The 25,456-nt window shown below is 72.1% G+C and carries 17 protein-coding genes; 9 read left to right on the forward strand and 8 right to left on the reverse strand.

The features are described 5' to 3' along the window. Window positions 1-196: 196 nt before the first annotated feature. From ACZ4Z2_RS18195 to ACZ4Z2_RS18205, 3 genes are read right to left on the reverse strand one after another with little or no spacing between them, the layout of a single operon-like run. The gene (locus ACZ4Z2_RS18195) at window positions 197-1,375 is read right to left on the reverse strand and encodes an ROK family transcriptional regulator (protein WP_468077115.1); all 1,179 of its coding nucleotides are present in this window, start codon (window positions 1,373-1,375) and stop codon (window positions 197-199) included. A 9-nt stretch (window positions 1,376-1,384) separates the two neighbouring features. Further along, window positions 1,385-2,659, reverse strand: coding sequence for a phosphotransferase (locus ACZ4Z2_RS18200; protein WP_468077117.1), 1,275 nt, complete (start codon window positions 2,657-2,659; stop codon window positions 1,385-1,387). Window positions 2,660-2,686: 27 nt separating this feature from the next. Then, window positions 2,687-4,021: an aspartate aminotransferase family protein gene (locus tag ACZ4Z2_RS18205; protein ID WP_468077119.1), complete on the reverse strand. Its 1,335-nt coding sequence runs from the start codon at window positions 4,019-4,021 to the stop codon at window positions 2,687-2,689. A 363-nt stretch (window positions 4,022-4,384) separates the two neighbouring features. Here ACZ4Z2_RS18205 and ACZ4Z2_RS18210 point away from each other — a divergent pair, with 363 nt between their 5' ends. Both ACZ4Z2_RS18210 and ACZ4Z2_RS18215 read left to right on the forward strand, forming a co-directional pair. Further along, window positions 4,385-5,050, forward strand: a complete 666-nt coding sequence (locus ACZ4Z2_RS18210) for a haloacid dehalogenase type II (RefSeq protein ID WP_468077121.1) — start codon at window positions 4,385-4,387, stop codon at window positions 5,048-5,050. A 42-nt stretch (window positions 5,051-5,092) separates the two neighbouring features. Further along, window positions 5,093-6,385 carry an NAD(P)/FAD-dependent oxidoreductase gene (locus ACZ4Z2_RS18215; RefSeq protein ID WP_468077123.1) on the forward strand — a complete coding sequence of 431 codons (1,293 nt, stop codon included), beginning with the start codon at window positions 5,093-5,095 and terminating at the stop codon, window positions 6,383-6,385. A gap of 22 nt (window positions 6,386-6,407) precedes the next feature. Here ACZ4Z2_RS18215 and ACZ4Z2_RS18220 read toward each other — a convergent pair whose 3' ends face one another. Further along, complete coding sequence (locus ACZ4Z2_RS18220) at window positions 6,408-9,086, reverse strand: SpoIIE family protein phosphatase (RefSeq protein WP_468077125.1); 2,679 nt, start codon at window positions 9,084-9,086, stop codon at window positions 6,408-6,410. Window positions 9,087-9,279: 193 nt separating this feature from the next. Between ACZ4Z2_RS18220 and ACZ4Z2_RS18225 the strand changes: the two genes are divergently transcribed. Continuing rightward, complete coding sequence (locus ACZ4Z2_RS18225) at window positions 9,280-10,479, forward strand: 4-hydroxybenzoate 3-monooxygenase (RefSeq protein WP_468077127.1); 1,200 nt, start codon at window positions 9,280-9,282, stop codon at window positions 10,477-10,479. A gap of 226 nt (window positions 10,480-10,705) precedes the next feature. Then, on the forward strand, window positions 10,706-12,403 hold the full coding sequence (locus ACZ4Z2_RS18230) for a methyltransferase (RefSeq protein WP_468077129.1): 1,698 nt from the start codon (window positions 10,706-10,708) through the stop codon (window positions 12,401-12,403). Between the two features lie 33 nt (window positions 12,404-12,436). Here the strand turns inward: ACZ4Z2_RS18230 and ACZ4Z2_RS18235 are convergent, their stop codons facing one another. Continuing rightward, complete coding sequence (locus tag ACZ4Z2_RS18235) at window positions 12,437-13,375, reverse strand: DUF2207 domain-containing protein (protein WP_468077131.1); 939 nt, start codon at window positions 13,373-13,375, stop codon at window positions 12,437-12,439. A 320-nt stretch (window positions 13,376-13,695) separates the two neighbouring features. Continuing rightward, window positions 13,696-14,121 (reverse strand): DUF1707 SHOCT-like domain-containing protein, encoded by a 426-nt coding sequence (locus ACZ4Z2_RS18240; RefSeq protein WP_468077133.1) that lies wholly within the window; start codon window positions 14,119-14,121, stop codon window positions 13,696-13,698. Between the two features lie 92 nt (window positions 14,122-14,213). On the opposite strand from ACZ4Z2_RS18240, the gene ACZ4Z2_RS18245 reads away from it, so the two are divergent. Further along, on the forward strand, window positions 14,214-14,810 hold the full coding sequence (locus ACZ4Z2_RS18245; RefSeq protein WP_468077135.1) for a TetR/AcrR family transcriptional regulator: 597 nt from the start codon (window positions 14,214-14,216) through the stop codon (window positions 14,808-14,810). A gap of 153 nt (window positions 14,811-14,963) precedes the next feature. Further along, the gene (locus ACZ4Z2_RS18250; RefSeq protein ID WP_468077137.1) at window positions 14,964-17,615 is read left to right on the forward strand and encodes an RICIN domain-containing protein; all 2,652 of its coding nucleotides are present in this window, start codon (window positions 14,964-14,966) and stop codon (window positions 17,613-17,615) included. 79 nt (window positions 17,616-17,694) lie between these two features. On the opposite strand, the gene ACZ4Z2_RS18255 is transcribed toward ACZ4Z2_RS18250, so the two are convergent. Next, a complete protein-coding gene (locus tag ACZ4Z2_RS18255; RefSeq protein ID WP_468077139.1) occupies window positions 17,695-18,999 on the reverse strand; it encodes a DUF418 domain-containing protein in 1,305 nt (434 codons plus the stop codon). A gap of 298 nt (window positions 19,000-19,297) precedes the next feature. Between ACZ4Z2_RS18255 and ACZ4Z2_RS18260 the strand changes: the two genes are divergently transcribed. Then, the gene (locus tag ACZ4Z2_RS18260) at window positions 19,298-22,411 is read left to right on the forward strand and encodes an FG-GAP repeat domain-containing protein (protein ID WP_468077141.1); all 3,114 of its coding nucleotides are present in this window, start codon (window positions 19,298-19,300) and stop codon (window positions 22,409-22,411) included. Window positions 22,412-22,903: 492 nt separating this feature from the next. Here ACZ4Z2_RS18260 and ACZ4Z2_RS18265 read toward each other — a convergent pair whose 3' ends face one another. Then, window positions 22,904-23,338 (reverse strand): MarR family winged helix-turn-helix transcriptional regulator, encoded by a 435-nt coding sequence (locus ACZ4Z2_RS18265; protein ID WP_468077143.1) that lies wholly within the window; start codon window positions 23,336-23,338, stop codon window positions 22,904-22,906. A gap of 212 nt (window positions 23,339-23,550) precedes the next feature. Between ACZ4Z2_RS18265 and ACZ4Z2_RS18270 the strand changes: the two genes are divergently transcribed. Then, window positions 23,551-24,720 (forward strand): PP2C family protein-serine/threonine phosphatase, encoded by a 1,170-nt coding sequence (locus tag ACZ4Z2_RS18270; RefSeq protein ID WP_468077145.1) that lies wholly within the window; start codon window positions 23,551-23,553, stop codon window positions 24,718-24,720. Between the two features lie 237 nt (window positions 24,721-24,957). Beyond that, entirely contained in the window at window positions 24,958-25,401 is a 444-nt protein-coding gene (locus ACZ4Z2_RS18275; RefSeq protein ID WP_468077147.1) for an ATP-binding protein, read from the forward strand. Window positions 25,402-25,456: the final 55 nt, after the last annotated feature.

The raw sequence follows: 25,456 nt of genomic DNA on the forward strand, positions 1-25,456 counted from the left end.
TCCCGCCGTCGCCCGAAGGGCGGCCCCGCGGCGTCAGGTGCGTGCTCTCGGCGTGCCGGGCCCTGACCCGTGTACTGGACGTACTCGGGTCAGGGCCCGGTGCGTCGAGAGCGCGTGCATGGCGTCGCGAGGTAGGTGGGAATTTGACGACAGGGCCTAGGCGCGAGCGCCCCTCCCCCGGCCGTACGACGTCCGCTCAGAACGCCGGCGCGGACTGCTCCTGTTGCCGTTGCCGGTCCTGGCTGCGGGCCCTGAGCAGCACGTCCCGCAGGTGGTTGTGCGTCATGGTCAGGGCCGCGGTCGCCGCGCCGCGCGCTGTCGACAGTCCCAGTACCTGGGGGGCGGTCGCGATCCGGGGGACGGTCGGCAAGGTGCGGTCGAGTCGTTTCCGTACCTCGGGGAGCACCTCTGCCACGAGGGGGCGCAGCCGTCCGACGAAGTAGACGGACTCGGGGTCGAGTGTCACGGCGACGACCTTCACGCCCGTGGTGATCGCCGTGGTGAACGCGTCGACCACCTCCGTCCGCGCTCGATCGTCCTGCGGCGTCCGCCACAAGTCCTCGACATGGGTGAGGTCCAGTCCGTGTGCGCGAGCGAACGTGAGGAGCCCCCGGGCGCTCAGCAGCCCGTCGAGGGTCTGGCCGTCGACGCCGGAGGAGAGAACACCGAAGTCGCCGAAGGCGGGAGTGCGGCCACGAGCCAGTTCGTGATCCGTGCAGGAGGCGAAGTTGAGGACGCTGCTGACGCTGAACAGAGCGGCGTTCCTGATGCTCGCGTCGTCCGCGAGCACCCCCAGCAGGGACGCGTTCGCGTCACTGTCGAAGGTCACCGGGGCACCGACGAGGTCCTCGACGGTTCGGTGGAGACCCGCGCCGGCGAAGGTCTTCATCGGGCCGGCGGGCCGGAAGACCTCGGTGCCGCCGCGGACCCGGGCGGGCAGGGCCGCGACGACCTGGCGCAGTGGCCCTCGTGCGGTCGCCCTGGCCTGGGAGATCAGGTCGACCAGCCACGCGCCGGCCGTGTCGGCGTCATCGTGCTCCACCGTCGGAACGGTCACCTGCCCGATCTCACGGCCCCGGAGATCGGTCACCAGCACACAGGTGGTCACGACGCCGAAGCTGATGCCCGCGACGTGCCCCGTCGTCGGGGGCAGATCGAGGTACGTCGACTTACGTCCGCGCCCGACGACGGCGTCCACTCCCCCGTCCACGACGAATCCGTCGGCGCGCAGTTCCTCGACCGCCCTCGACACCGTCGCCTTGCTCAGTCCCGTGAGCTCGATGAGTTCGTTCCGGGTCAACGGCGCGCGCGAGAGGACCACGTCGAGAACGCTCGCCTTGTTGTAGTCGCGTGGTGTGGGGTTGCTGCTGCTCACGTCTTGACCTTAGCGAGGCCCGCGGGCACCGCCGCGAGGCCCTTGGGCTCCGCCGCGAGGCCCCTGTTCGCTGCCGCGAAGACCTTGTTCGTCGGTTCGGCGGTCGTCGTGGCGGGCGTTCAGCATCGCGTCGACGACCTCGTCCCTGGCGACGGCCATGGCCCGCTCCACGTTGACCCAGTCGTCCTTGGCATGGTCGAGCAGGTAGTCGCGGCGCTCCGGAATCCGGTCCGCGCGCCAGTTGGTGATCAGCGCGCGCAAGGTGAGGCGCGCCAGGGCGGCGACCGGCAGGAGGGGCAGCTCGCTGTCCTTGATCGGCCGTACCTGCTCGTACCCCCTGACGAACGCGCGGGCCTCGCGCCAGGGATCCGACGGCGTGCGGCCCAGAAGATTCGCGAGCGGCACGGCGGGATCGAAGATCAGGGCGCTGCGCACGCAGTCCCCGAAGTCGATCACCCCCGTGACGTAGCCGTCCGCCCGGGGATCCACGACGACGTTGTAGGGGCTGTAGTCGCCGTGGATCACCTGGGTCTCCAGCTCGCCCAGCCTCGGTACGACGGCCTCGTCGAAGAGGTCGAAGACCTCCTGGGCCAGTCGACGGTGCGTGGCGTGGGGGGTGTACTCGACGAGTTCCCGCAGGTGGTGGAAGTGGCGGAGGTCCCAGACCAGGCGGCGTTCGTCCGCGGGGTGCCGGAACGTCCGCAGCGCCAGGTCCACCTGCCCGAGCATCCTGCCCGCCTCGGCGAGCTGCCGGGTGTCGAAGCTCGTTCGCGCCAGCACAGTGCCTTCGACGAAACCGAAGACGCGCAGGACTCTGACTCTGCCGTCCTCGGTCTCGATCGGTACGTGGTCGCCGCCGGCGGCGGTCGTCCTGACCCGCTGGACGGGGAGGTGCGGTGCTTCGGCTTCGAGGTGGCGCATCGCGGCCGTCTGCAGGGCCACGACGGCTTCCGCCTCGTCGGGAGGGGACACCTTGACCAGATGATCAGTGGTCCCCGCCGCAGCCCCCGCCCCCGTCCCGGTCCCCGCTTCCGTCCCTGCCCCTGCCCGTGCTCCTGCTCCTGCCCGTGCTCCTGCTCCTGCCCCTGCCCCCGTCCCCGTCCCCGGCCGGAGCCGGAAGGTGTCGTCCTTCTCGGTTGCCAGCCGCTCCAGATCTCCGCTCAGCCGGTAGTGCTGGGCGAGGAGTGTGTCCACCAGCGCCGGGTCGACGGGCTCATGGCCCGATGCCAGACCGCTCTCCTGGAACAGCTGCTGGACGACACGTGCGGAAGGTGAGGTGCTCATCGTCGGGTCCCTTCGGTTACCGGTCCGCTACAGGCGGGTCTTGGCGATCTCCGCGAAGGTCTCGAGGAATCGCGTCACATCGGCCGAGTCGAAGGCCAGCGGCGGCCGGATCTTGAGGACGTTGACCGCCTTCCCGGTGGAGCTGATGAGGATGCGGCGCTCGCGCATGTCGTTGACGACGTGCTCGGCGCGGGCGCGGTCCGGTTCCAGCGACTCCCGGTCCTTCACGAACTCGACGCCCAGGAACAGGCCACTGCCGCGGACCTCTGAGACGTAGGGGGAGTCGCGGGTGATCTCCTCCAGCCCGGCTCGCAGCGCCCGGCCGCTGTCGATGACCCGCTGCTGCACCTTCTCCGCCTCGAAGACGTCCAGTACCGCGGCTCCGGCGGCGATGGGTATCGAGCTGCCCGCGAAGGTGTTGAAGTAGCGGACGCTCTGGCCGAACTCGTCGCAGACCTCGGGCCGGAACACCACACCGGAGATCGGCATGCCGTTGCCCATGGGCTTGCCCATCGTGACGATGTCCGGCACCACCCCGTGGCGGCTGAAGCCCCACATCTCCCCGAGTCTGGCGAAGCCCGCCTGCACCTCGTCGGCGATGTAGAGGCCGCCCGCGGCGTGCACCTCCTCGGCCACGTCCCGCATGTACCCGACGGGGTCGGTGAAGATGCCGTCGCTGGAGTGCGCGCAGTCGGTGATGAGCGCCGCGAGCTTGTACCCGTGGCGCTCCAGGTCGTCGATCGCGCCGCGGACCTGGCCCCGCATGTACGCGGCCAGCGTCGAGCCGGCCGGGACGCGGCGTGGATCGGGGGCGTCGATGAGCCGGACGTTCGGCCCCAGCGGCGATCCGGTGCCCAGCGTCGGCGAGAAGCTCGCGACCTCCCGGGTGAGACCGTGGTAGGCCCAGCGGGTCACGATGATCCCCTCGCCGCCGGTGTGGAAGCGGGCCACGCGCACCGCCAGGTCGTTCGCCTCCGAGCCACTGCAGGCGAAGGTGATCCTGGACAGCTCTTCGGGGAACGTGGCGACAAGGCGCTCGGCGTAGTCGACGAGGGATTCCTGCACGTAGCGAGTATTGGTGTTGACCGCCCTCATCTGGCGGGACACGGCCTCGGCGACGTACGGGTGGGCGTGGCCGACGCACGGCACGTTGTTGTAGGCGTCGAGGTAGTCGTTGCCGTCCCGGTCGAACAGGTGAGCGCCTTGACCGGAGACGAACTCGACCGGCTCCCGGTAGACCAGGGTGTAGCCGGGACCCAGCACGTCCTGCCGCCGCTGGATGGTGGACCGCAACCGCTCAGGCAGTTCGCCGAGTACGGCCGGGTCGAACCGGCTGGGGTAGTTGACAAGCGCTCGACTCACTTCGGAAGTCATCGGCAGCTCTCACCTTCTGTCTCGCGGAGCGCGGGTCGTACCCGCTTGTGGTGCGGCAGCGTAGCACCCTTCCTTTCAGTTCCAAACTGAAACTTTTACGTTCCGAGCCTCTTGACTCACCTCCGCGCGACTGGCAATCTCGTGCCAGATTCCAGCATGACGTACCACAATGTGGCATGAAGGCTGGGCAGGCCGCAGTGGCGTCCGAGGGACGCGGCGACTCCCAGCCGGCCCCCGACGAGGCGCGCACCTTCGGCCGCCCCCTCTCCTCGGGACGCCCCTTCTCCTCGGGACGCCCTCTCCCCTCTCCCCTCCCGCTTCTTCGCAACGCCCGAATCGAGGCCGCACACCATGCGAGACATCGTCACCTTCGACGCCTACGGCACCCTGGTCGACTTCCAGATCGGCCCCACCGCCCTGAAGATCGTGGCCGACCGGCTCGACCTGGACAATCTGGATGTCGACGAGTTCCTCGACGACTTCCGCGTCATGCGCTTCCAGTCCGTCCTGGAGGCGTACCGCCCCTTCCACGAGGTCGTGCGCTCCAGCCTGCGGATGGCTATGCGTCTGCACGGTCTGGAGTACCGCCCGTCGGACGGCGACGCGCTCGTGGAGGCCGTCCCCGCCTTCGGCCCCCACCCGGAGGTCCCGGATGCGCTGCGTGCCCTGAAGAGCAAGTATGAGATCGCCATCATCTCCAACACGGACGACGACCTGATCGCCGGGAACATCGCGAAGATGGGCGTGGAGTGGGACTACGTCATCACCGCGCAGCAGGCGGGGGCGTACAAGCCGGACCTGCCGGCGTTCGAGCACGCGTTCAAGACGATAGGTGTCGAGCCGTCGCAGGTCATCCATGTCGCCCAGGGCTGGGAGTACGACCACATCCCGACCCGTGACCTCGGTCTGAAGCGCCGGGTGTGGATCAACCGCAGCGGCCGCCTCGGCAGCAGCGACTACATGCCGTACGACGAACTGCCCGACCTGTCGGGCCTGCCGGCCCTGCTCGGCTGCTGACCCGGCGTCACTCGGCCCGGAGAACACGGAGGACGTACGGCCATGAAGCAGATCCCCTACTGGCTCGACACCGCTCCCGCCCTGCCCGACCGGTCCGGAAAGGACCTGCCGGACGAGGCCGAGGTGGTGGTCATCGGCGGCGGCCTCACCGGACTGTCCACCGCCTACCACGCCGCCCGCAAGGGCGCCCGGGTCGTCCTCGTCGAGAAGGACAAGGTCGGCTCGGGCGCCTCAGGCCGCAACGGCAGCCACTGCAACCCCGGCATCACCATCAGCCCGGCCGAGGCGCGCAAACGCTACGGGACGGAGCGCGCCCGCGAGATCTACGACGCGTTCCGCGACGCGGTGGACCTCGTCGAGGAGCTCGCGGCCAAGGAGAAGATCGACTGCGACTTCCACCGTGCCGGGCGCCTCGGCGTCGCCTTCAAGCCCCGGCACTTCGACGCCATGCGGGCCAAGCAGCGGGAGCTGGCCGAGAACTTCGGCCACGACACGGTGCTGGTGCCCAAGAGCGAACTGCGTGCCGAGCTCGGTTCCGACTACTACCACGGCGCGCTGCTCGACCCGCTCGGCGCGGCCCTGCACGTCGGCAAGTTCGTCCATGGTCTGGCCGAGGCCGCCGAACGGGCCGGTGCGGAGATCCACGAACGGAACGCCGCCACGGGCCTGACGAAGGTCCCCGGCGGGGGCTTCCTCGTCGAGACCATGCGCGGCACCATCCGCGCGAAGCAGGTCATGGCGGCCACCGACGCCTACACCGACAAGGCGCTGCCCTGGTTCCGGAAGCGGTTGATCAACGTGGGCAGCTTCATCATCGTCACCGAACCGCTCGGCGAGGCGCGCGCTCGCGACGTCATTCCCCACGGACGTCTGGTGGTCGACTCCAAGAACGTCGGCCACTACATCCGCCTCACCCCCGACAACCGCCTCGCCTTCGGCGGCCGGGCCCGCTTCGCGCCCTCCAACCCGGCCTCCGACGCCAAGAGCGGGGACGTCCTGAAGCGGGAGATGACGGAGATCTTCCCGCAGCTGGCGGGGGTGCGTGTCGACTACGTGTGGGGCGGCATGGTCGGCTTCTCCTGGGACCGCCTCCCGCACGCGGGCGAGGCGCCGGGGGCCAAGGGCCTGTACTACTCCATGGGGTACTGCGGTCACGGAGTACAGATGGCCACCTACATGGGCCGGGCGGTCGCCGAGATGATGGACGGCCACCCGGAGGCCAACCCCCTGCGCGACCTCGGCTTCCCCAAGGTCCCCGTCCCCTTCTACAACGGCACCGCCTGGTTCCTGCCGTTCGGCGGCGCGTACTACAAGACCAAGGACCGCCTGCGCTGAACGACCGCCCGCGGCAGACCTCTCAGTGGGGCGGTAGCGGTTGTTCCGCCCAGATGACCTTCCCCTGGGGGGTGTACCTCGTGCCCCAGCGTTCTGTCAGCTGGGAGACCAGGAACAGGCCGCGGCCGCCCTCGTCGGTTGTTGCCGCGTAGCGCAGGTGGGGGGAGGTGCTGCTGCCGTCGGCGACCTCGCAGATCAGGGTGCGGTCGTGGATCAGCCGCAGGCGGATCGGCTCGCAGCCGTAGCGGACCGCGTTGGTGACGAGTTCACTCAGCACCAGTTCCATGCTGAAGCCCAGTTCCTCCAGCCCCCACTCGTCGAGCTTGTCGGTCGCCGCGGCGCGTACGCCGGCGACGGCGGCCGGGTCCGGTGGCACGTCCCACTCGGCGATCCGCTCCGCCGGCAGCGCGTGCGTGCGGGCGATGAGCAGCGCGACGTCGTCCGTGGGGCGTTCGGGCAGCAGGGAATCCAGCACCGCCCGGCAGCTCTCCTCCGGTGCGCGGTCGGGGTGGCCCGCCAGGGCCTTGCGCAGGAGTTCCATCCCCTCGTCGAGGTCGCGGCTGCGGTCCTCGACGAGGCCGTCGGTGTAGAGGACGAGCTGGGAGCCCTCGGCGATCTCCAGCTCCGCGGTCTGGAAGGGCATGCCGCCCAGGCCCAGTGGCGGTCCCGGCGGCAGATCGGGGAAGGTGACGTCTCCGTCGGGGTGGACCAGCGCCGGGGCCAGGTGCCCGGCGCGTGCCAGGGTGCAGCGGCGCGTCGTCGGATCGTAGATCGCGTAGAGGCAGGTGGCGCCCACGACGGCGGGGCTGTCCGTGCACGCCTCGTCCTGGTCGATGCGTCCGACCAGGTCGTCGAGATGGCTCAGCAGTTCGTCGGGCGGCAGGTCGAGCGTGGAGAAGTTGTGCACGGCGGTCCGCAGCCGTCCCATGGTCGCGGCGGCGTGCAGACCGTGGCCGACGACGTCGCCGACGACCAGCGCCACCCGGCTGCCCGGCAGGGGGATGACGTCGAACCAGTCCCCGCTGACCCCGGACTGCGCCGGGAGGTACCGGTAGCCGACGTCGAGGGCGCTCTGCTCGGGCAGGCCCCGCGGCAGCAGACTGCGCTGGAGGGTCACGGCGAGGGCGTGCTCGCGCGTGTACCGGCGGGCGTTGTCGATGCTGACCGCGGCACGCGCCACCAGCTCCTCCGCCAGGGACAGCTCCTCCTGGTCGAAGGGGTCGTGTTCCTTGGAGCGCCAGAAGTTGACCATGCCCAGGACGACACCGCGGGCCTGGATGGGGGCCGCGATGAGCGAGTGGATGCCGTAGTCGACGATCCGCTCGGTGCGTTCGGGGTCCTGCAGATGCCAGCCCGTCGCGGTCGACAGGTCGGCGACCAGTTCCGAGCGGCCGGAGCCGTAACCGCGGGCCTGGGGCGTGGAGGGCAGGAAGTCGATCAGCCGGCCCTTCTCGTAGAGCGGCTGGTCCTCGCGGATGCCGCACACGGCGACGCGTCGCATGTTCTTCGCCGTGGCCGCCGGTTCCTCGCCGTGCAGGACGGCGTCGGCGAGGTCCACGGTGACGAAGTCGGCGAAGCGGGGGACGGCGATCCGGGCGAGTTCCTCGGCGGTCCGGACCACGTCCAGGGTCGTGCCGATGCCCAGTCCGGCGTCGTAGAGCAGCTTCAGCCGCTCACCCGTGATCTCGGCCCGCCCGGAGACGGCCCTCAGCTCGGTGGAGTCGCGCAGTGTCACCACGGTGCCCCGGGGGCCTCCGCCGCGGTCGGTGGGCCGCTGGTTGACCACCAGCAGCCGGGGCCCGGCCAGGTGCACCTCGTCGGCGGCCTCGCGGCCGGAGCCGAGCAGCGACGCCATCTCGGGTTCCAGGGACGGCAGCTCGGCGACCTGCCTGCCCTCCGCGTCCGGGGGCAGTTCCAGGAGCCGCCGGGCCTCGTCGTTGGCCAGCAGCAGCCGGCCCTCGTCGCTGACGATGAGCACGCCTTCGCGCACGGAGTGCAGGACCGCGTCGTGGTGCTCGTACATGCGGGACATCTCGTTCGGGGCGAGGCTGTGGGTCTGCCGTCGCAGCCGTCTGCCGACGAGCGCCGTGGCGGCCGTGGCGACTCCGAGCGCGCCGGCCCCGGCGGTCAGGATGATCGGGATCTGGCGGTCCACCAGGCTGGAGACGTTCTTGACCTTCAGCCCGGCGGAGGCGAGGGCCACCACCTCGCCCCGGGTGTCCCGGATGGGCACGGTCGCCTGGACCTCGTCACCGAGGGGGCCGTGCACGCTCTCGGTGTAGACCTTGCCGGCCAGCGACGGGCCGATCTCTCCCACGAACCGCTTCCCGATGCGGTCCGGCATGGGATGGGTGTAGCGGATGCCCTGGGTGTCCATCACCACGACGAAGTCGACGCCCGCCGACTTGCGGCCCGCCTCGGTGAGCGGCTGGAGGATCTTCGCGGGGTCGGGGGCCTGGAGGGCGGACAGCACACCCGGGGAATGCGCGAACGTCTGCGCGACGGCTATGGATCTCCGTTTGGCCTCGGCGCTGGTGTGCCGCTGCGACTGCATGACGAGAGCGAAGACGGCGAATGCCACGAGGAGCACCACCAGCGCCACCTGGAGGAGGAAGATCTGCCCCGCGACACTCCGCGTGTTCCTCCGCACCAGCGACCACAGTGACGATATGTGACTCACCCGGACAAAACGGTCCTTCATCCGGCCTTTGTAACATCCCTCCCCCGGATAGTCACGGGCCCGCCCAGGAAGCGGACCGTACCGAACGGTGATCGGCCCACCTCGCCGGTCACCCCTCGTCAGCGGCCCTCTCTCCTACGTCACTGCCACCACCCTCCTCATTCAGGTGATTTTCGTTCAGTAGGGCACTTCACGGCATCTACTATCCCGTGTCGTGACAGACAGGAAGATCCGGAAAGCGACCGATGTGCTCATCCTCGGCGCCGGACCGGCCGGGCTCGTGCTCGGCAATCTCCTCCAGGACAGCGGCATCGACTGCGTCGTCCTGGAACGCGCCGAGCCCGCGCACCTCCGGACCCGGGCACGCGCCGGATTCCTGGCCGCCGGCACCGTACGGATCCTGGAGCGGCACGGGCTGGCCGACGGGCTGCACCGGCGCGGACAGGCGCACAGCACCTGCGAGTTCCGCACCATGGACGGCCGGTTCCGGCTGGACTACGGCCGGCTCGGGCGCGGTGAGCGGCACACCGTCTATCCCCAGCAGGAGCTGGTCACCGATCTGCTGACGCGGTTCACGGAGCGCGGCGGTCGGGTCGAGTGCGGCACCGAGGCCGTGGCCGTGCTCGACGCCGACACCGACCGGCCCTCGGTGACCGTGCGCGAGACGGACGGGCGGCCCGGCACCTGGCGGGCACGGTACGTGGCCGGGTGCGACGGACGGCACGGGGCGGCACGGCGGTCGCTGCCGGCCGGGTCGGTGCGCCGGCACCACCACGACCACGGCGTGACCTGGCTCGGACTGCTTGCCGAGGCCCCGCCCAGCCTGGACGCCGTCGGCTACGCCGTGCACGAGCGGGGCTTCGCCGGGCACATGGCCCGCACGAGCGAGATCACCCGCTACTACCTGCAGTGCGAGCGCGGCACCTCGGCCGGCGCCTGGCCGGAGGACCGGATCTGGGACGAGCTGGATCTGCGGATGCGGGCGACCGAGTACGGCCCGCTGCGCCGGGGGCGTGTCGCGCAGCGGGCCGTCGTCGACCTGGAGTCCGATGTGCTCGAACCCCTGCGGCACGGGGCGCTGTTCCTGGCGGGCGACGCCGCCGGTCTCATCAGCCCGTCGGCGGCGAAGGGCGCCAACCTCGCCGTCCTGGAGGCGTCGCTCCTCGCCCGCGCCCTCGCCGACGACCTCCTCCACGGCGACTCCGAAGGACTCGACACGTACTCCGCGCGGTGTCTGACGTACATCTGGCGGGCCCAGGAGTTCTCCCACTGGATGATCGGGCTGCTGCACGGCCCGTCCGGCTGGGACGGCGCCTCGCTGTTCCACAACGCCCTGCGGCGCTCCCGCCTCGCCTCACTGCGTACGTCGCGCACCCATCAGGACTGGTTCGCCGAGCGCTACGTCGGCGTGTGAGGGCGAGGCCCCGGCTTCCGGTCTCCGGCTTCCGGCTTCCGGCTTCCGGCTTCCGGCTTCCGAGTCGGCTCCCACGCCGGCCCGGCACCCTCGTCCGCTGACTCCCCTTTTCCGGCTTCCACCCCTCACTTCGGCTTCCACCCCTCACTTCGGCTTCCACCCCGTCCTTCGGCTTCCCCCTTCCGCTTTCGCCTCCGCCTCCCCGTATCTGAATGAGGACCCCGCAATGATCACGATGTTGTCGGGCGACACGTCCCGCCTGCTCGCGACCGTCGACTTCGTCAAGGAGCAGGACACCGCCACACTGCTCCCGCTCCTGCTGCCCGGGCTCGACGGCCCGGAGCTGCGCGTGCTCGTGGAGCACTGCCGCTTCTCCCATGCCGCGCTGCTCGTCTTCCCGTCGGACGAGGCGGAGCTGGCGGCCATGCTCACCGACTGCGGGCTCGTCGGGGTCGCGCCGCGGCAGCCGAGCGTGGTCGTCCGCGAGCGGCTGGCCCTGCGGCACCGGCGGCCGGCGGCCGAGCTGGACGTCGGCATCGTGCGGCGCGCCGTGGCCGGAGCCGACGGGGCGCACCGCATGGTCGAGGTGTTCGCGCTGACCGCGCCGCCGGGGTCGGGCCTGGACGCCGTCGCCGCGCACGAACGGGAGCGGCAGCACGAGACCCACGTCGGCTTCGACGTCGTGGCGCCGGACCCGCTGGTGCTGCGGGGCCTGTGCGCGACCTTCGCGCGCTACGGAGCCACCCCGGACGGCGGCGGCTACAACCCGCACGAGGACGGCACCGTCTTCTACTTCGGCGCGCCCGCCGAGGCCAAGGCCGGGTACCGGCGCGTGGAGCTGTACGTCCCCGGTGATCACCGCGACCTGCTCGCCGCCCATCTCGACGCGCATCGCCTCCGCCGGCCCGCTGAAACGCTCCTGCGCCTGCTGACCGGGGCGTGGACGACGCAGGCGCTGAGCACGTTCGCCCAGCTGCGGGTGCCCGACGCCATGGACGGCGAACGTGCGGTCGGCGTGGACGAACTGGCCCGGGAGGTCGGCGCGCGACCGCGGAACCTGGCGACGCTGCTGCGCTACCTCGTGATGCTGGGCGCGGTGGCGGAGGGCCGTGACGGCTTCCGGCTCACGGAGGTGGGCGCGCTGCTGCGCGCGGACGCCGCGGGGTCGATGCGGGCGCTGGCGCTGATGTACGGCGGACCGTTCTACGCGTCCTTCGCCGGGCTCGGGCACACCGTGCGCACCGGGGAGGTCGCCTTCGAGCACCTCTTCGGGGAGAACCACTTCGACCACTTCGCCCGCGACCCCCGGCTCGCGGAACTCTTCGACCAGTCGATGGCCGCGGGAGCCGCGATGTTCGACCCGGTGCCCGCGCATCCGGCGCTCACCGCCGCCGCCGAGGCGCCCGGCGGGGCCACCGTGGTCGATGTCGCCGGTGGCAACGGGGAGTTGCTGGGCCGTGTCCTGGCCGCGCACCCCCGTCTGAACGGGGTCCTGCTGGAGCGTCCGCACGCCGTCGATGCGGCCCGCGGCCGACTTGCCGAGGCGGGTCTCGGCGACCGGTGCGCCTTCGTGGCCGGTGACTTCGCGGACGTGCCCGGGGGCGGCGACGTCTACGTCCTGTCGCGTGTGCTGCACGACTGGGACGACGAGCGCTGCCGCGAGATCCTGCGCCACTGCGCCCGCGCGATGCCCGACCACGCCGATCTGCTCGTCGTCGAGCGGGTCCTGCCCTCCGACGGCTCGGTGTCGCTGGCCACCGCCTGGGACCTCCACATGATGTGCAACGTCGGCGGACGCGAACGGCGTGCCGATCACTACGGCCGGCTGTTCGCCGACGCGGGCCTCACCCTGGTGGACCTGTCCCCGCTGCCCCTGGACGGCCATGTGCTGCGCGTCCGGAAGGCCCGGCCGGACGCGGTGTGAGGTGTGCCGGGCCCCTCGGCCGCCCCGCCCTCCTCACCCGCTGAAGTCGGCCCGGAGGCGCATGCGTTGCCCGGCGGCCCTGTTCTCGGTGCGCAGGTCGGCGCCCGCGGCGACGGCGGCGGCGAAACCGGGCGTGTGCGCGGAGAAGTGGTGGTACGCCTCGTTCCCGAAGACGGCGAAGGCGACCGCGGCCTCGTCGGGGGCGTAGGGCTCCGACGCGGCCCGCCGCGCCGGGTCCAGGTGCGCGTGGCGGGCGCGCGCCTGGCGGACCACCTGCGCGCCGCGTTCCGTCAGGACCGGCAGCCGCAGCTCGGCGGGGCTGCCGGTCGCCGTCATGGTGAGCCCCCAGGCGACGACGACCATCGCGATCGTGGTCCATCCCGCCACCAGGGCGTACCGCCAGTCCAGGAACACGTACGTCTCCAGCGCGGCGAGCGGCAGGCTCAGTGCGGCGACCGCCCAACACCACACCGGGCGGGGCGGGGTGAAGTCGACGTACTCCCCCCTGCTCCGCAAGTACCCCTCGTTCAGGAGCTGTTGGGCCGTGGGGTGCATGACGCTCCGCGGGTCCGCGGAGGCGGGGTTCCGGTGGGCCGCACAGGTGCTGAGCTCGCGTTCCGCGTAGGTCGGGCCGGGCGGGCAGGCGCGTCGGCGGGGCGGGCACCGCAGGGTCGGTGTCCCGTCATGGTCGGTGGCCGGTTCCAGGACTCCGCGCGCGACCATGTCGACGAGGACGGTGCCGAAGGCGCGGAGGGTGCCGCCGTCCCCCTGGGCGAGGACGGCGACCGCGGCGATCCCCAGCCGGAGGTCCTCGTCCGGGACGGCGTCGTCCCCCTCCGGTCGCGCGGCGCGATGGCGGGCGAGGACCCGCGCGACCGCTCGTGCGTGGACCCGGTGGTCGAGCGACAGGGCGCCCACCACGAGGGCCGCGTACCCCACGACGGTGCCGGCCCACGCCAACCAAACGATCATCCCGACAGTGTCGAGGACATGACCAGTCAGCGACAAGACATCGACACGTGCCTCGTCGAAACGGGATGGATGGTCAACGCCCCTGCTCAGCCTGCCGGTTGAGGGTGCGCGTCCCCCACCTCGAACCGAAGGCGACGGCGCCACGGGACAGGCCGGCCACCGTCGCGTACGCCCGCGCACCGCCGGGAGGTCGAGCCACCGTCGCGTACGCCCGCGCACCGCCGGGAGGTCGAGCCGCCGCCCCATACGCCCGCGCACCGCCCCGAAGGCCGGCCGCCGCCCATTCGCCCGCGTACCGCCGGGCGGCGGCCGTCACGGTTTCACTCGTCCCTGTTCCCCGTCTCGCCACGCGGCCAGACCGCGATGGCGATCAGGACGGCCGCCCACACCCCCAGCGGCGTGACCGGCCAGTAGTACGTCAGCTCTCCCTCCCGCGCGCACTCCGCGCCCCAGATCGCGGACATGATCACCGCGCCGCCGAGCCAGTAGCGCCATTCGGCCAGCCACTGCCGGAGATCCTTGCGGTCCTGCTCGGCGCGGGTCGGCGCGGACTCGGGCAAGTCGGCCACCAGCGGGGCGAGTTCGGCGGCCGTGCGTGCCCTCAGGGCGACTTCCGCGCGGGCGGCGTGCTCGTGCGGATCGAGCCGCCCCTCGGCCAACGCCGTGGCCAGCACGGCGAGCGTCTCGTCACGGTCCCGGTCCGAGACCCGCACGGCCGGCACCGCGTGCTCCTGTCGGTCGTCCACCACCGTCCCCCTTCTTCACCGTTCCGCATCCGACCGGATGACCGGACGAGGCTTTAGAATACGACTGTATTCCAATGAGGGGAGCCCGAGCGATGCCCAGGACGGTCGACAGGGAGGAGCAGCGCCGGCACATCGGCGCGGCCCTGCTCCGGCTGGTTACCGAGCGCGGTCTCGACGAGGTGAGCGTGCGCACCGTGGCCGCCGCCGCGGGCCGCTCCCCCGGGGCCGTGCAGAAGTACTTCCGCACCAAGGAGGAGATGCTCGTCTTCGCCGCCGAACTGGCCGGTGAGCGCGTCGAACGCCGGATGGCCGGCGTGGACGCCGCCCTGCCCCTGCGCCGCGCGCTGCGCGAACTGATCCTGACGGCGCTGCCCGTGGACGAGGAGCGGCGCGCCGAGGCCACCGCGCAGCTCGCCTTCGCCGTCCACGCGGCCCACCACCCCCGGCTGGCCGCGATCCGGCGCCGGGTCGACGAGGACATCCGGCAGGCACTGGCCGCCTGGCTGGAATCGGCGGGGCACGGGGCCCGGGCGACGGCCGTCGCCGACGCCGTGATCGCCCTGTCCGACGGCCTCGCCCTGCGCATGCTGTACGCCCCGCGGGAGCACGAGCTCCTGCTCACCGCCCTGGACCACGCCCTGGACGCCCTGCTCCCGGAAGACCCGTCCACGAGGTGCCCCGAGGAGTGATCCGAGAAGCGATCCGAGAAGTGATCCGAAAAAAGTTTTTGGATCATGGCAACCCTTCGCGACGCCGGTGACCACAAGGGAGCGGATCCGGTCGGTTCCGGTGCCCGGGTCCGCCCTTCTCTCGTGAACGGCATGCAAGGAGATCCTCCCCCCATGAACACCCCCAAGCACGGCGGACGCCGCGGGCGTCACCGCCGTCGCTGGACCGCGACCGCACTCTTCGTCGGCGCGCCCCTCGCCGTCGTGCCGTACCTCCTGTTCACGCAGGAGGACTCGCAGGCCGCGACGGTCGACGGCAACGCCTTCTACAAGCTCGTCTCCGTGGGCAGCGGCAAGGTGCTGGACGTCAACGGCTTCTCCACCGCCACCGGCACCCGTATCCAGCAGTGGACCGACCAGGGCACCGCCAACCAGCAGTGGCGGCTGAAGCCCGCCGGGGGCGGCTACTACGAGCTGGTGAACCGCAACAGCGGCAAGGTGCTGGGCATCAAGGGCAACTCGACCGCCCAGTCGGCCGCCGCCGAACAGCAGACCGACAGCTCCGCCACCTCCCAGGAGTGGCGGATCGACGACGTGAGCGGCTCCGACGCCGTCACCTTCACCTCCCGCCGGAGCGGCAAGGTCCTGGACGTCTCCGGGGGCGCCCGGAGCGACGGCGCGGCGGTCATCCAGTATTCCGGCGCGGGCGGCGCCAACCAGCAGTGGAAGCTGGTGAAGGTGGGCGGGACCGGGGCGTCCGGGACCGACGGCACACAGGCCAAGGCCAAGGCCGGACCGTACTCGTGGAAGAACGCCCAGGTGGTGGGCGGCGGTTACGTCACCGGTCTGGTGTTCAACCAGAAGGAGAAGGGCCTGCTGTACGCGCGCACCGACATGGGTGGCGCCTACCGCTGGGACACCGGGGCCGAGCAGTGGATCCCGCTGACCGACTGGCTCGGCGAGAAGGACTGGAACCTGCTGGGCATCGACTCGCTGGCCACGGACCCCGTCGACCCCGACCGGCTCTACCTCGGGGCGGGCACCTACACCAACGACTGGGCGGGCAACGGCGCGATCCTGCGCTCCACCGACCGGGGCCGCACCTTCAAGCGCACCGCGCTGCCCTTCAAGCTGGGCGGCAACGAGGACGGCCGCGGCGCGGGCGAACGCCTGGTGGTGGACCCCGCCGACAACGGCAACCTGCTGCTGGGCACCCGGAAGAACGGGTTGTGGCGCAGCACCGACCACGGCGCGACCTGGAAGCAGGTCTCCTCGTTCCCCGTCAAGGACGGGGCGGGCACCGGCGCCGGCATCTCCTTCGTGACGTACGGCAAGGCCGGCAGCGGGACGATCTACGTCGGCGTCAACGACAAGTCCACCTCCCTCTACCGCTCCACCGACGGCGGCGCCACCTGGCAGGCCGTGTCCGGGCAGCCCACCGGCCAGCTCCCGCAGCACGGTGTGCTCTCCGGTGACGGCTCGCTGTACCTGACGTACACCAACGCCCTCGGACCCAACGGCGTGACCGGCGGCTCGGTGTGGAAGTACACGCCGGGCGGCGGGACCTGGAAGAACATCTCCCCCTCCCAGGGCAGTTACGGCTTCTCGGGTCTGGCCGTCGACCCGCGCAAGCCGTCCACGGTGATGGTCACCACCCTCGGCCGCTGGTGGCCCGAGGACGAGATCTACCGGAGCACCGACGGCGGCGCCACCTGGAAGGCGCTGGCCGACAAGTCGAAGCGCAGCGCCTCCGCCGCCCCTTACGTCGGCACCCACACCGGGCACTGGATGACCGCCCTGGCCATCGACCCCTTCGACTCCGGGCACGCGCTGTACGGCACCGGCAACGGCATCCTGCGCAGCAAGGACGCCAACGCCTCCGACAGCGGCGGCACCAGCCACTGGGCCATGGGCGCCCGGGGGCTGGAGGAGACCGCGCTGCTGGACGCGATCGCCCCGCCCGGCGGCGCCGCCGTCATCACCGCCATGGGCGACCAGGGAGGCTTCCGGCACGACTCCCTGACCAAGGTGCCCTCCGGTCGGCTGAAGAACCCGATGATGACCAACAGCACCGACATCGACTTCGCGCAGTCGAAGCCGTCGATGATGGTCCGCGTGGGCCGTGGCGGCGCGCAGGACGGCGCCTACTCCACCGACGGCGGCGCCAGCTGGAAGGGCTTCAAGTCGGAGCCGGTGCCCTCTGCCCAGGACGGCCACATCGCGCTCTCGGCGGACGGCTCCACCATCGTCTGGACCGAGGCCGGTGAGGCCCCGTACCGCTCGACCGACAACGGGGCCGGCTGGTCGAGGGTCGGCGGCCTGGGCAACGGCGCCGTGGTCGTCGCCGACCGCTCCTCCGCGAAGACCTTCTACTCGCTGTCCGGCGGCACGCTCTACGCCAGCACCGACGGCGGTGCCACCTTCTCCGCCCGCGCCGGCGGTCTGCCCTCGGGCCGGCTCACGGCCGTTCCCGGGGTCGCCGGGGACCTGTGGATCTCCGGCAACGGCAAGGGGCTGCTGCACTCCACGGACGGCGGTCGCACCTTCACCACGCTCAAGTCGGTGCAGTCGGCGTCCGCCCTCGGCTTCGGCAAGGCCAAGCCGGGCACCGACTACCAGGCGCTCTACCTGATCGGCACGGTCAAGGACGTCACCGGCGTCTTCCGCTCCACCGACAAGGGCGCCTCGTGGGTCCGCGTCAACGACGACGCCCACCAGTGGGGCGCGATCGGCGGCGTCGGCGTCATCACCGGCGACCCCGACACCTTCGGCCGTGTCTACGTCGGCACCAACGGACGCGGCCTCCAGTACGGCGACCCGTCCTGATCCGGCACCCCGGCGGGGCCGTGGGCGCACGCGCCCGCCGCCCCGCCGGGGGTCGGCCCCCGGGCACCCGCCCGGGGGTTCACCGGACGCGACGCGCCGGCCCGGTGGCGTGGTTGAGCAGGTGCTCCAGCGGCCCGCGGCGGAAGAAGCGCGACCAGAGCGCCGCGAACAGGGTGGCGCCGAGGACGAACGCGAGCAGCAGTCCGGCCGAGGCGGACCGCGGTGGCGTGGCCGCCTCCCCGGGCAGGGCGAGGATCACCAGGATGTGGCCCACGTAGAGGGTCAGGGACATGGTGCCGACGGCGATGACCGGCGCCGCCGCCCGGCGCAGCACCGGCAGCCGGTCCAACGCGACCGTCAGGCACAGCAGTACGGTGATCGCGATCCCGATGCTGCCGATGAGGTCGAACGTGGAACCGGTGTGCGGCTCGGCCGCCAGCAGCCCCCAGGCGTCGGGGCCCCACAGCCCGCCGCCGACCGGCATGTCGAAGGCGTCCGCCGCGGCGCCGGCGTCCTTCAGGGCGTCGAAGTCCTCCAGGTCGGGCATCCGGGCCGCGATCTCCTCGTCGCCGCCGGTCAGCCGCAGCACCAGCCACGACACGCCGTACCCGAAGGCGATCAGCGCGGGACCGACCACGGCCAGCCGCCGCCGCACCGCGCCGGACGACAGATCCAGCCGGCCCAGCGCCATGCCGGTGACCACGAAGGTCATCCAGGTGATCGCCGGGTAGAGACCGGTGAGGAAGAGGTCGAGCACGCCCACCCCGGAGAGCCGGGCGAGCGGGTCGTACGCGTCGATGGTCTCCACCGTGGACGGGCTGAGCAGCGCCCGCAGACCGTGGGCGAGTTGCGGGGTGACGAACGCGAGCGCGACGGCGACGACCGCGAGCGTCCTGGCCCGCAGCCGCAGCAGGGGCAGGGCCAGCAGGAAGTACACGGCGTAGAAGTTGAGGATGCCGGCGCCGCCGAAGGCGGTCATGGCCAGCGCGGTGCCCAGCACCAGCAGGATCGCGGCACGGATGACGATCCTGGCCCGCGCCTGTCGGCCCGCCGTTCCGGTCTTCGGCTCCGGGCGGCCGGCGATCAGCGTCAGCGAGAACCCGGCGAGGGTGGCGAACAGGGCCGACGCCCGGCCGCTCGCCAGGCCCAGGAACCAGTCGCCGACCCCGCCGCCGGGCGTGGGGAAGGGGCCGACGTGCACGGCGAACATGCCGAACACGGCCAGGGCGCGGGCGAGGTCCACCCCGACGAGCCGCGCGAGCGGCGCGGCCCCCGCCGAGGCCCCGGCGGCCCCCGTCGCCGCTGGGCCGCCCTCCGGCGCGGCGGCTCCGGGGGTGGACACGTGTCGTGAGCGCGCCTTCTCGGCGCTGTCGGTCTCGGTCACCGGGGCAACGTTGCCGAGCGCCGGGAGCGGCCGACCACCCGACGGGGCACGGGAGTTCCCCCGCCGACCGACCCCTTTCACCCCGCCGGCCGGCGGGGGCGGGACCCGCGTGGGCCTCCGGCCAGGGGTGCGGCACTTCCCAACTGGAGCGAGCGGCCGGGACCGCGAGGCCGCCGAGCGCGCCCGGACGAGCGGGTCCCCTTCCCACCTGCGGGAACCCCCTTCCGCTGTCCTCTCCCCCTGATAGGATCCGGCCATTTGTGCGAGGGTACGAGCCCTCGCCGGGGAGGGAACCTACGTGGGCAGACACGCCCCGGGACGGGGCGGGCCGGCCGCCGCCGTCTCCTCGTTGGCGGTCCTCGTGGCCGCGACCGCCGTCGCCCTGTCGACCGGCGGCGGCTCCGCCGAAGCGACCGACGGCGACACCACCGCGATCACCCTGGTCGACCCGAGCACCACCACACCGCGCACCGACCGGCCGTACGTGGCCGGCGACAGCGGCTTCCTGCACCGGCAGACCGGCCGGGAGGGGATGCTGTGGACGGACTACGCCACGGGCCGCACGGTCACGGTCAAGAGGGGCGACGGCAGCGTGTACGTCCCCGTCTCGACCTGCTCCCTCACCGCCGAGTGCCGCACCTCGTGGTTCGGGTCGGACAGTGACGTGGTCGCGCTGGGGCCGGCCTCGCTGACGTACTCGTCGACCGTGACCCTCTGGGACCCGGCCACCCGCACCACCCGGAGCCTGAGCTGGAACGGCTCCACCACCGACGGCTACTACCGCGGCATGGCCGGGGACACGGTCGTCACCGGCCGCGCCCTGATCGACGTCGTCGACGGCGTCAAGCGCGTGCGCAAGGTGACCGGTGAGCCGACGAACCTCCAGGACAAGGAGGTCGTCGCCACGGACGCCGAGGGTGTGCTGTGGACGCGCGGCGGCACGATCGACTACATCGACGTCGAGTCGGCCGTGAACGCCCACGCGTTCACCGACACGACCGCCGCCGATTTCCACGTCATGAGCGAGGACCACGTCGGCTGGTACGACAAGGACACCGCCGTACTGCATCTGAAGTCCCGCGCCGACCTCTCCGCCGCCGAGCGGGTCGTCACGCTGCCCTCCCACCCGGGCGCGCTCGACGGCGCCCCGGTGCTGGTCGGCCACTGGCTGCTGCTCCCGCTGGCCTCCGACGCGCTCGGCTCCCGGCTGGTCGCCGTCGACGTGGACGACCCCTCGGTGCAGCAGACCGTGCTGGCGAGCGCCGGCGCGTACACCCTGGCGGCGGGTGACAGGAGCGCCCTGGTCAGCGGCGGCACCGACGCCAACGACTGGTGGGTGCAGCGGGTGACCCAGGCCGAGGACGGCTCGCTGAAGGTGACGAAGGTCCGGCAGGCCCCCGCGCTGGAGCACACCAAGACGGGCATCGCGCTCAGCCGCGGCAGCCTGCGCGTCGCCGAGGACGACCCCGCCGCCGTCGCGGACACCACGTCCGTACGTACCCTCACCACCGACAACGCCGCGACGCTGACGGCGTCCGAGGCCACGGCGAGCGGTTCCGTCCGCTCCGCCCTCTGCCCCTATGAGGGCGTCACCTGCTCGGCGCTGTGGGGCAACCTCGACGCCCACGACGTGTACCTCGACTCGGGCGGCGGCACCGACGAGGGCGAGTCCCTCGGCGACGACCGGCTGGTGGAGATCGGCGGCCACAACCTGGACTTCGGCGGGCAGGGCGGCCGCATCGTCGACGTCTCCGACGACTACGCCGTGTTCGACTCCGGCGGCGCCACCCCGCAGCAGTACGTCGGCGAGTTCGGCCAGGGCCAGAAGCTGAAGCGTTCGGTGCGCGCGGCGGCCCTGAACGGCTCCACCCTCTGGAGCGCCACCACCACCGCGGGCAGGCTCACCTCGTACAGCGTCCCGCTGGGGAAGACGCTCTCCACGGTGACCGTGCCGGGTCTGGCCTGCGTGCCGAGCGAACTCCAGGCGGCGGGCCGCTGGGTGTACTGGGCCTGCGGGACGGACTCGGCGGGCGTGTACGACACCGGGGCGGGGACGTCGAACGCGGTCACCCCCGGTGACGTGCTCCTCGGTGACGGCTTCACCGTCCGCCACGACCACGGCGCGGGCACGCTGGTCCTCACCGAGGCGGCCACCGGCACCACCCGCACCATCGCCTCGGACCTGGCCGACCGGGGCCTGAGCGCGGACCGCCGCTACCGGTGGACGGTCGACGAGTACACCGGGCTGGTCGCCTGGTTCGACGACTACGAGCGCACCCACGTCACCACCACGGGCATCGCCCCGTCCGCGGTGACGGCCTTCGAGTCGTCGGCCGGCAGCCATGTCGGCCCCGGTATGCCCTTCGAGGGCCAGTGGGTGCTGTCCCGTCCGGTCACCTCCTGGTCGCTCACCTTCGCCTCGGTGCAGAGCGGCCCGAACGGCAAGGCCACCCGCACCCTCACCGGCGGCGCGACCCCGGGCCGGGTCGCGGCCACCTGGGACGGCAGGACCGCGAGCGGGGCCCACTTCCCCAACGGCCACTTCACCTGGACCCTCGCGGCGACCGGCCTCGGCACGGCGGCGGCGGTCACGGTGAACACCGGCGAGGGCTTTCTCCAGCGCGGGGCCGCCGTGCGCCGCGACTTCGTCAGCCCCGAGGGCCCCGACGGCCGCGGCGACCTGCTCACCCTCAACTCCTCCGGCGGGCTGACCTTCCACAGCGGCACCGGCACGGGCAGGCTCGGCGACAAGTACACGGGCACCGGCTGGCCGACGACCGTCAAGGCGGTCCCCTTCGGCGATCTGAGCGGTGACCGCTGCAACGACGTCCTCGTGCGTTACAGCAGCGGCGCGCTGCGGCTCTACAAGCCGGGCTGCGGGGCGGCGGTCAAGCCGTCGACGTCGTACACGACCCTCGCGACCAGCGGCTGGACGCAGTACGACGTCCTGACGTCGCCCGGCGACGTGAGCGGCGACGGCCGCCCGGACCTGATCACGAGGAACTCCTCCACCGGAGCGGTCTACCTCATGAAGGGCACCGGCGACGGCAAGCTCGCCTCCCGGGTGAAGCTCTACGACAACTGGAAGGGCTACAAGAAGATCGTCGGCGCCGGCGACCTCACCGGCGACGGCAGGGCGGACCTGCTGGCCCAGGACGCGTCGAACACCCTGTACCGCTACGACGGCAAGGGCGACGGCACGTTCGCGGCCCGCGTCAAGGTGCTGTCGAACTGGGGTGGCTCGTACAACGCGATCGTCGGTGTCGGCGACCTCACGGACGACGGACGCCCGGACCTGGTCGCCCGCGACACCAACGGCGACCTGTGGCGCAACAGCGGCGACGGCAAGGGCTCGTTCGGGGCCCGGACCCGGATCGCGACCGGGTGGAGCGGCTACAAGTCCCTCTCCTAGGCCCTGTCGTCACATTCCCGCCGTCGCCCGAAGGGCGGCCCCGCGGCGTCAGGTGCGTGCTCTCGGCGTGCCGGGCCCTGACCCGTGTACTGGACGTACTCGGGTCGGGGCCCGGTGCGTCGAGAGCGCGTGCATGGCGTCGCGGGGTAGGTGGGAATTTGACGACAGGGCCTAGGCCGAGCGGGCGGACGACGGCCGGGGCCGGCGGGTGGACGGAGACGTTCCGTCACCGCCGGCCCCGGCCGTTCGTCGCTCGTTCGGGAGACAAGGCCCACAGGCACGGCAGAACACGTCCTTCTCGGGGTACCCGTACGGCTGCGAGCGACGACGGACCCAAACTGTTGTCGTTTGACAATAATAGCCGTGAGACAACAAAGTAACCGTGTCGGACGTGCACGGGGAAGGACATGGGATGCTCCGGTGGACGGAGACCGCTCCGTGCGCTCGGCGTCGCAGACAGGCGACGGTGCCGACGGCCTCGCACAGGACCGCTCAGGCGGTCCGGCTGCCGGCGTCCGGGGCGTCGTCGTGGATCTGCGTGGCCGCGGTGGCGCAGAAGGACTCCAGCCCCTCCAGCAAGGCGGTCCGCTTCGCGGCGGGCATGTCCGCCAGCACCTTCCGCAGCTCCCGCTCCCTGCGTGCCCTCAGGTCGGCGAGGAAGGCGCGGCCCCGGCCGCTGAGGTGCAGCCGCACCTCGCGCCGGTCCTCCGGGCTCACCACCCGCTCGATGAACCCCGCCGCGTGCAACCGGTCGCACAGCCGGCTCGTGGACGGCGGCGTCGACGCCAGTGTCTCGGCGAGGGTGCGCAGGTTGATGCCGTCCTGGTGCTCGAGTATGTGGAGGACACGCAGCTGGGACGCCGAAGTGGGCGCGGTGGAGGCACGGCCCCACACGACTTCCAGCAGCTCGACGGCCGTCGTGGTCACACGCGCGACCTCGTCAGGCTCTGGGCGGCGGCGGAAGGCAGTCACGGTCACACTCTCGCAGGCGCTGGGCTGACTGTCAGCGTACTAGGCCCGCACGCGGCCATGGAGGAGGCCGTGAAGGCCCCGAGCACCCCGTGCGCGACCCCGTCCGGAATCCCGGCCTCGTCGCGGAGGCACGCACCCCGCGGAGAAAGATTGGTGTATCGCCCGTCATGAAGAGATTCCTGGCCGCCGAGCGCGCGCTGCGCACCGCGGCTCCCCACGATTTGCTCGCCGCCGTGCGTTCCGTACTGGCCGAGCAGTACGGGGCGGAGGAGACCGAGCTGCTGCTGGCCGACTACAGCCTGACCGTGCTCCAGCCGGTGTCGGCCCTGCCGCACACCCTGGAGCCGGTGTCGGTGCACAACACCACGGTCGGCCGGGCCTTCGGTTCGCAGAAGCCGTACCGCGAGGAGCGGCCCGACGGACGCACGCGCCTCCATCTGCCGGTGAGCGTGCGCGGTGACCGGCTCGGCGTCCTGTCCGTCACACTGCCCGGCGACGCCGCGCGGGAATGGGAGGCGGAGCTCGCCGAGATCGCCGACGTCCTCGGACACGAGGTGCTCGTCGCCGAGCGGGACACCGACCTCTATCTGCAGACGCGCCGCAAGGACCGGCTGACCCTCGCCGCCGAGATGCAGTGGCAGCTGCTGCCCGGCCGCTCCTGCTCCCGCCCCGAGTACGACCTCGGAGCGCAGCTGGAGCCCGCGTACGCCATCTTCGGCGACAACTTCGACTGGTCCGCCACCGCCGACCGGCTGACGCTGTACGTCACCAACGGCATGGGCGAGGGCATAGAGGCGTCGCTGCTGACGAACCTGGCCATCAACGCCCTGCGCAACGCCCGGCGGGCCGGCATCTCCATCGCCGACCAGGCCGCCCTGGCGGACCAGGCCGTCTACGCCCACTACCGGGGGCGCTGCTATCTGTCCGTCCTGATGTTCGACTTCGACCTGGTCACGGGGCACGCGAGCGTCGTGGACGCGGGCTCGCCGCAGCTGCTGCGGCTGCGCTCCGGCACGGTGGAGCGTGTCACGTTCGACGCGCAGCTCCCGCTCGGCATGTTCGAGGAGACCGACTACGTGGCCCAGGACTTCCACGTCCGGCCCGGCGACCGGCTCGTCTTCGTCAGCGACGGCGTCCACGAGGTGGCCTCGCCCAAGGGGGAGGCCTACGGGGACACGGCCCTCGCGCGCGCCATCCACTCCACCCGGCTGCTGCCCGCGGCGGAGGTGCCTCGCGCCATCCTGCGGGAACTGACCGGCCACCGCGGCGAGGCACTGCCGGACGACGACGCGCTCGTCGTCTGCCTGGACTGGCGCGGGCGGCAGGCGGCCCCCTGACCAGCGGAACAACCTCCTTGCGACGCGACCGCGTTGTCCCCTCCCCGGCCCCGCGCTACTGTTGCCAGGCGGCAATAATTGCCTGATGGCTTGCCTTCCGGTCGGCCGCGGGGCGCGCGGCAGGAGAGACGCACGTGACGGAGAAGACGACGTTCCGCACGGAGGCCGCCGACACCGGCTGCCCCCGTGCCGTCGCCGGGGCGAGTCCTCGGTGACCGGCGCCTCCCGGGGCGCGTGATGTCGGCACCGCGCACCCCGGCCACGCGCCTTCCCATCGCCTCGGACGCCGATCTGGCCTGGGTGCGCCGGCAGGTGCGCCACTCCGCGGCCGCCGTGGGGTTCGGGCTGGTCCAGCAGACGAAACTGGTGACGGTGGCCAGCGAACTCGCCCGGAACACCCTCGTCCACGGGGGCGGCGGGCACGCGGAGATCACGACGCTGGACGAGGGCGGCCGACGCGGGCTGCGGCTGTCCTTCGTCGACACCGGCCAGGGCATCCGCGACGTCGACCTGGCCATGAGCGACGGCTACACCACCGGCGGCGGCCTGGGCATGGGCCTGAGCGGCGCCAGACGCCTGGTCCAGGACTTCACCCTGCACAGCCACCCCGACACAGGCACCACGGTCACGGTGACGGAATGGCTCCCGGCCCTCCCGCCCCCTCGCCCAAGCCCACCCTGACCAACGCCCGCGGCTCCGGACGAGGCGGGGCGGGTGAAGCGCGGGGGCGCGGGTT

This window comes from Streptomyces sp. NPDC030183, assembly GCF_055573455.1.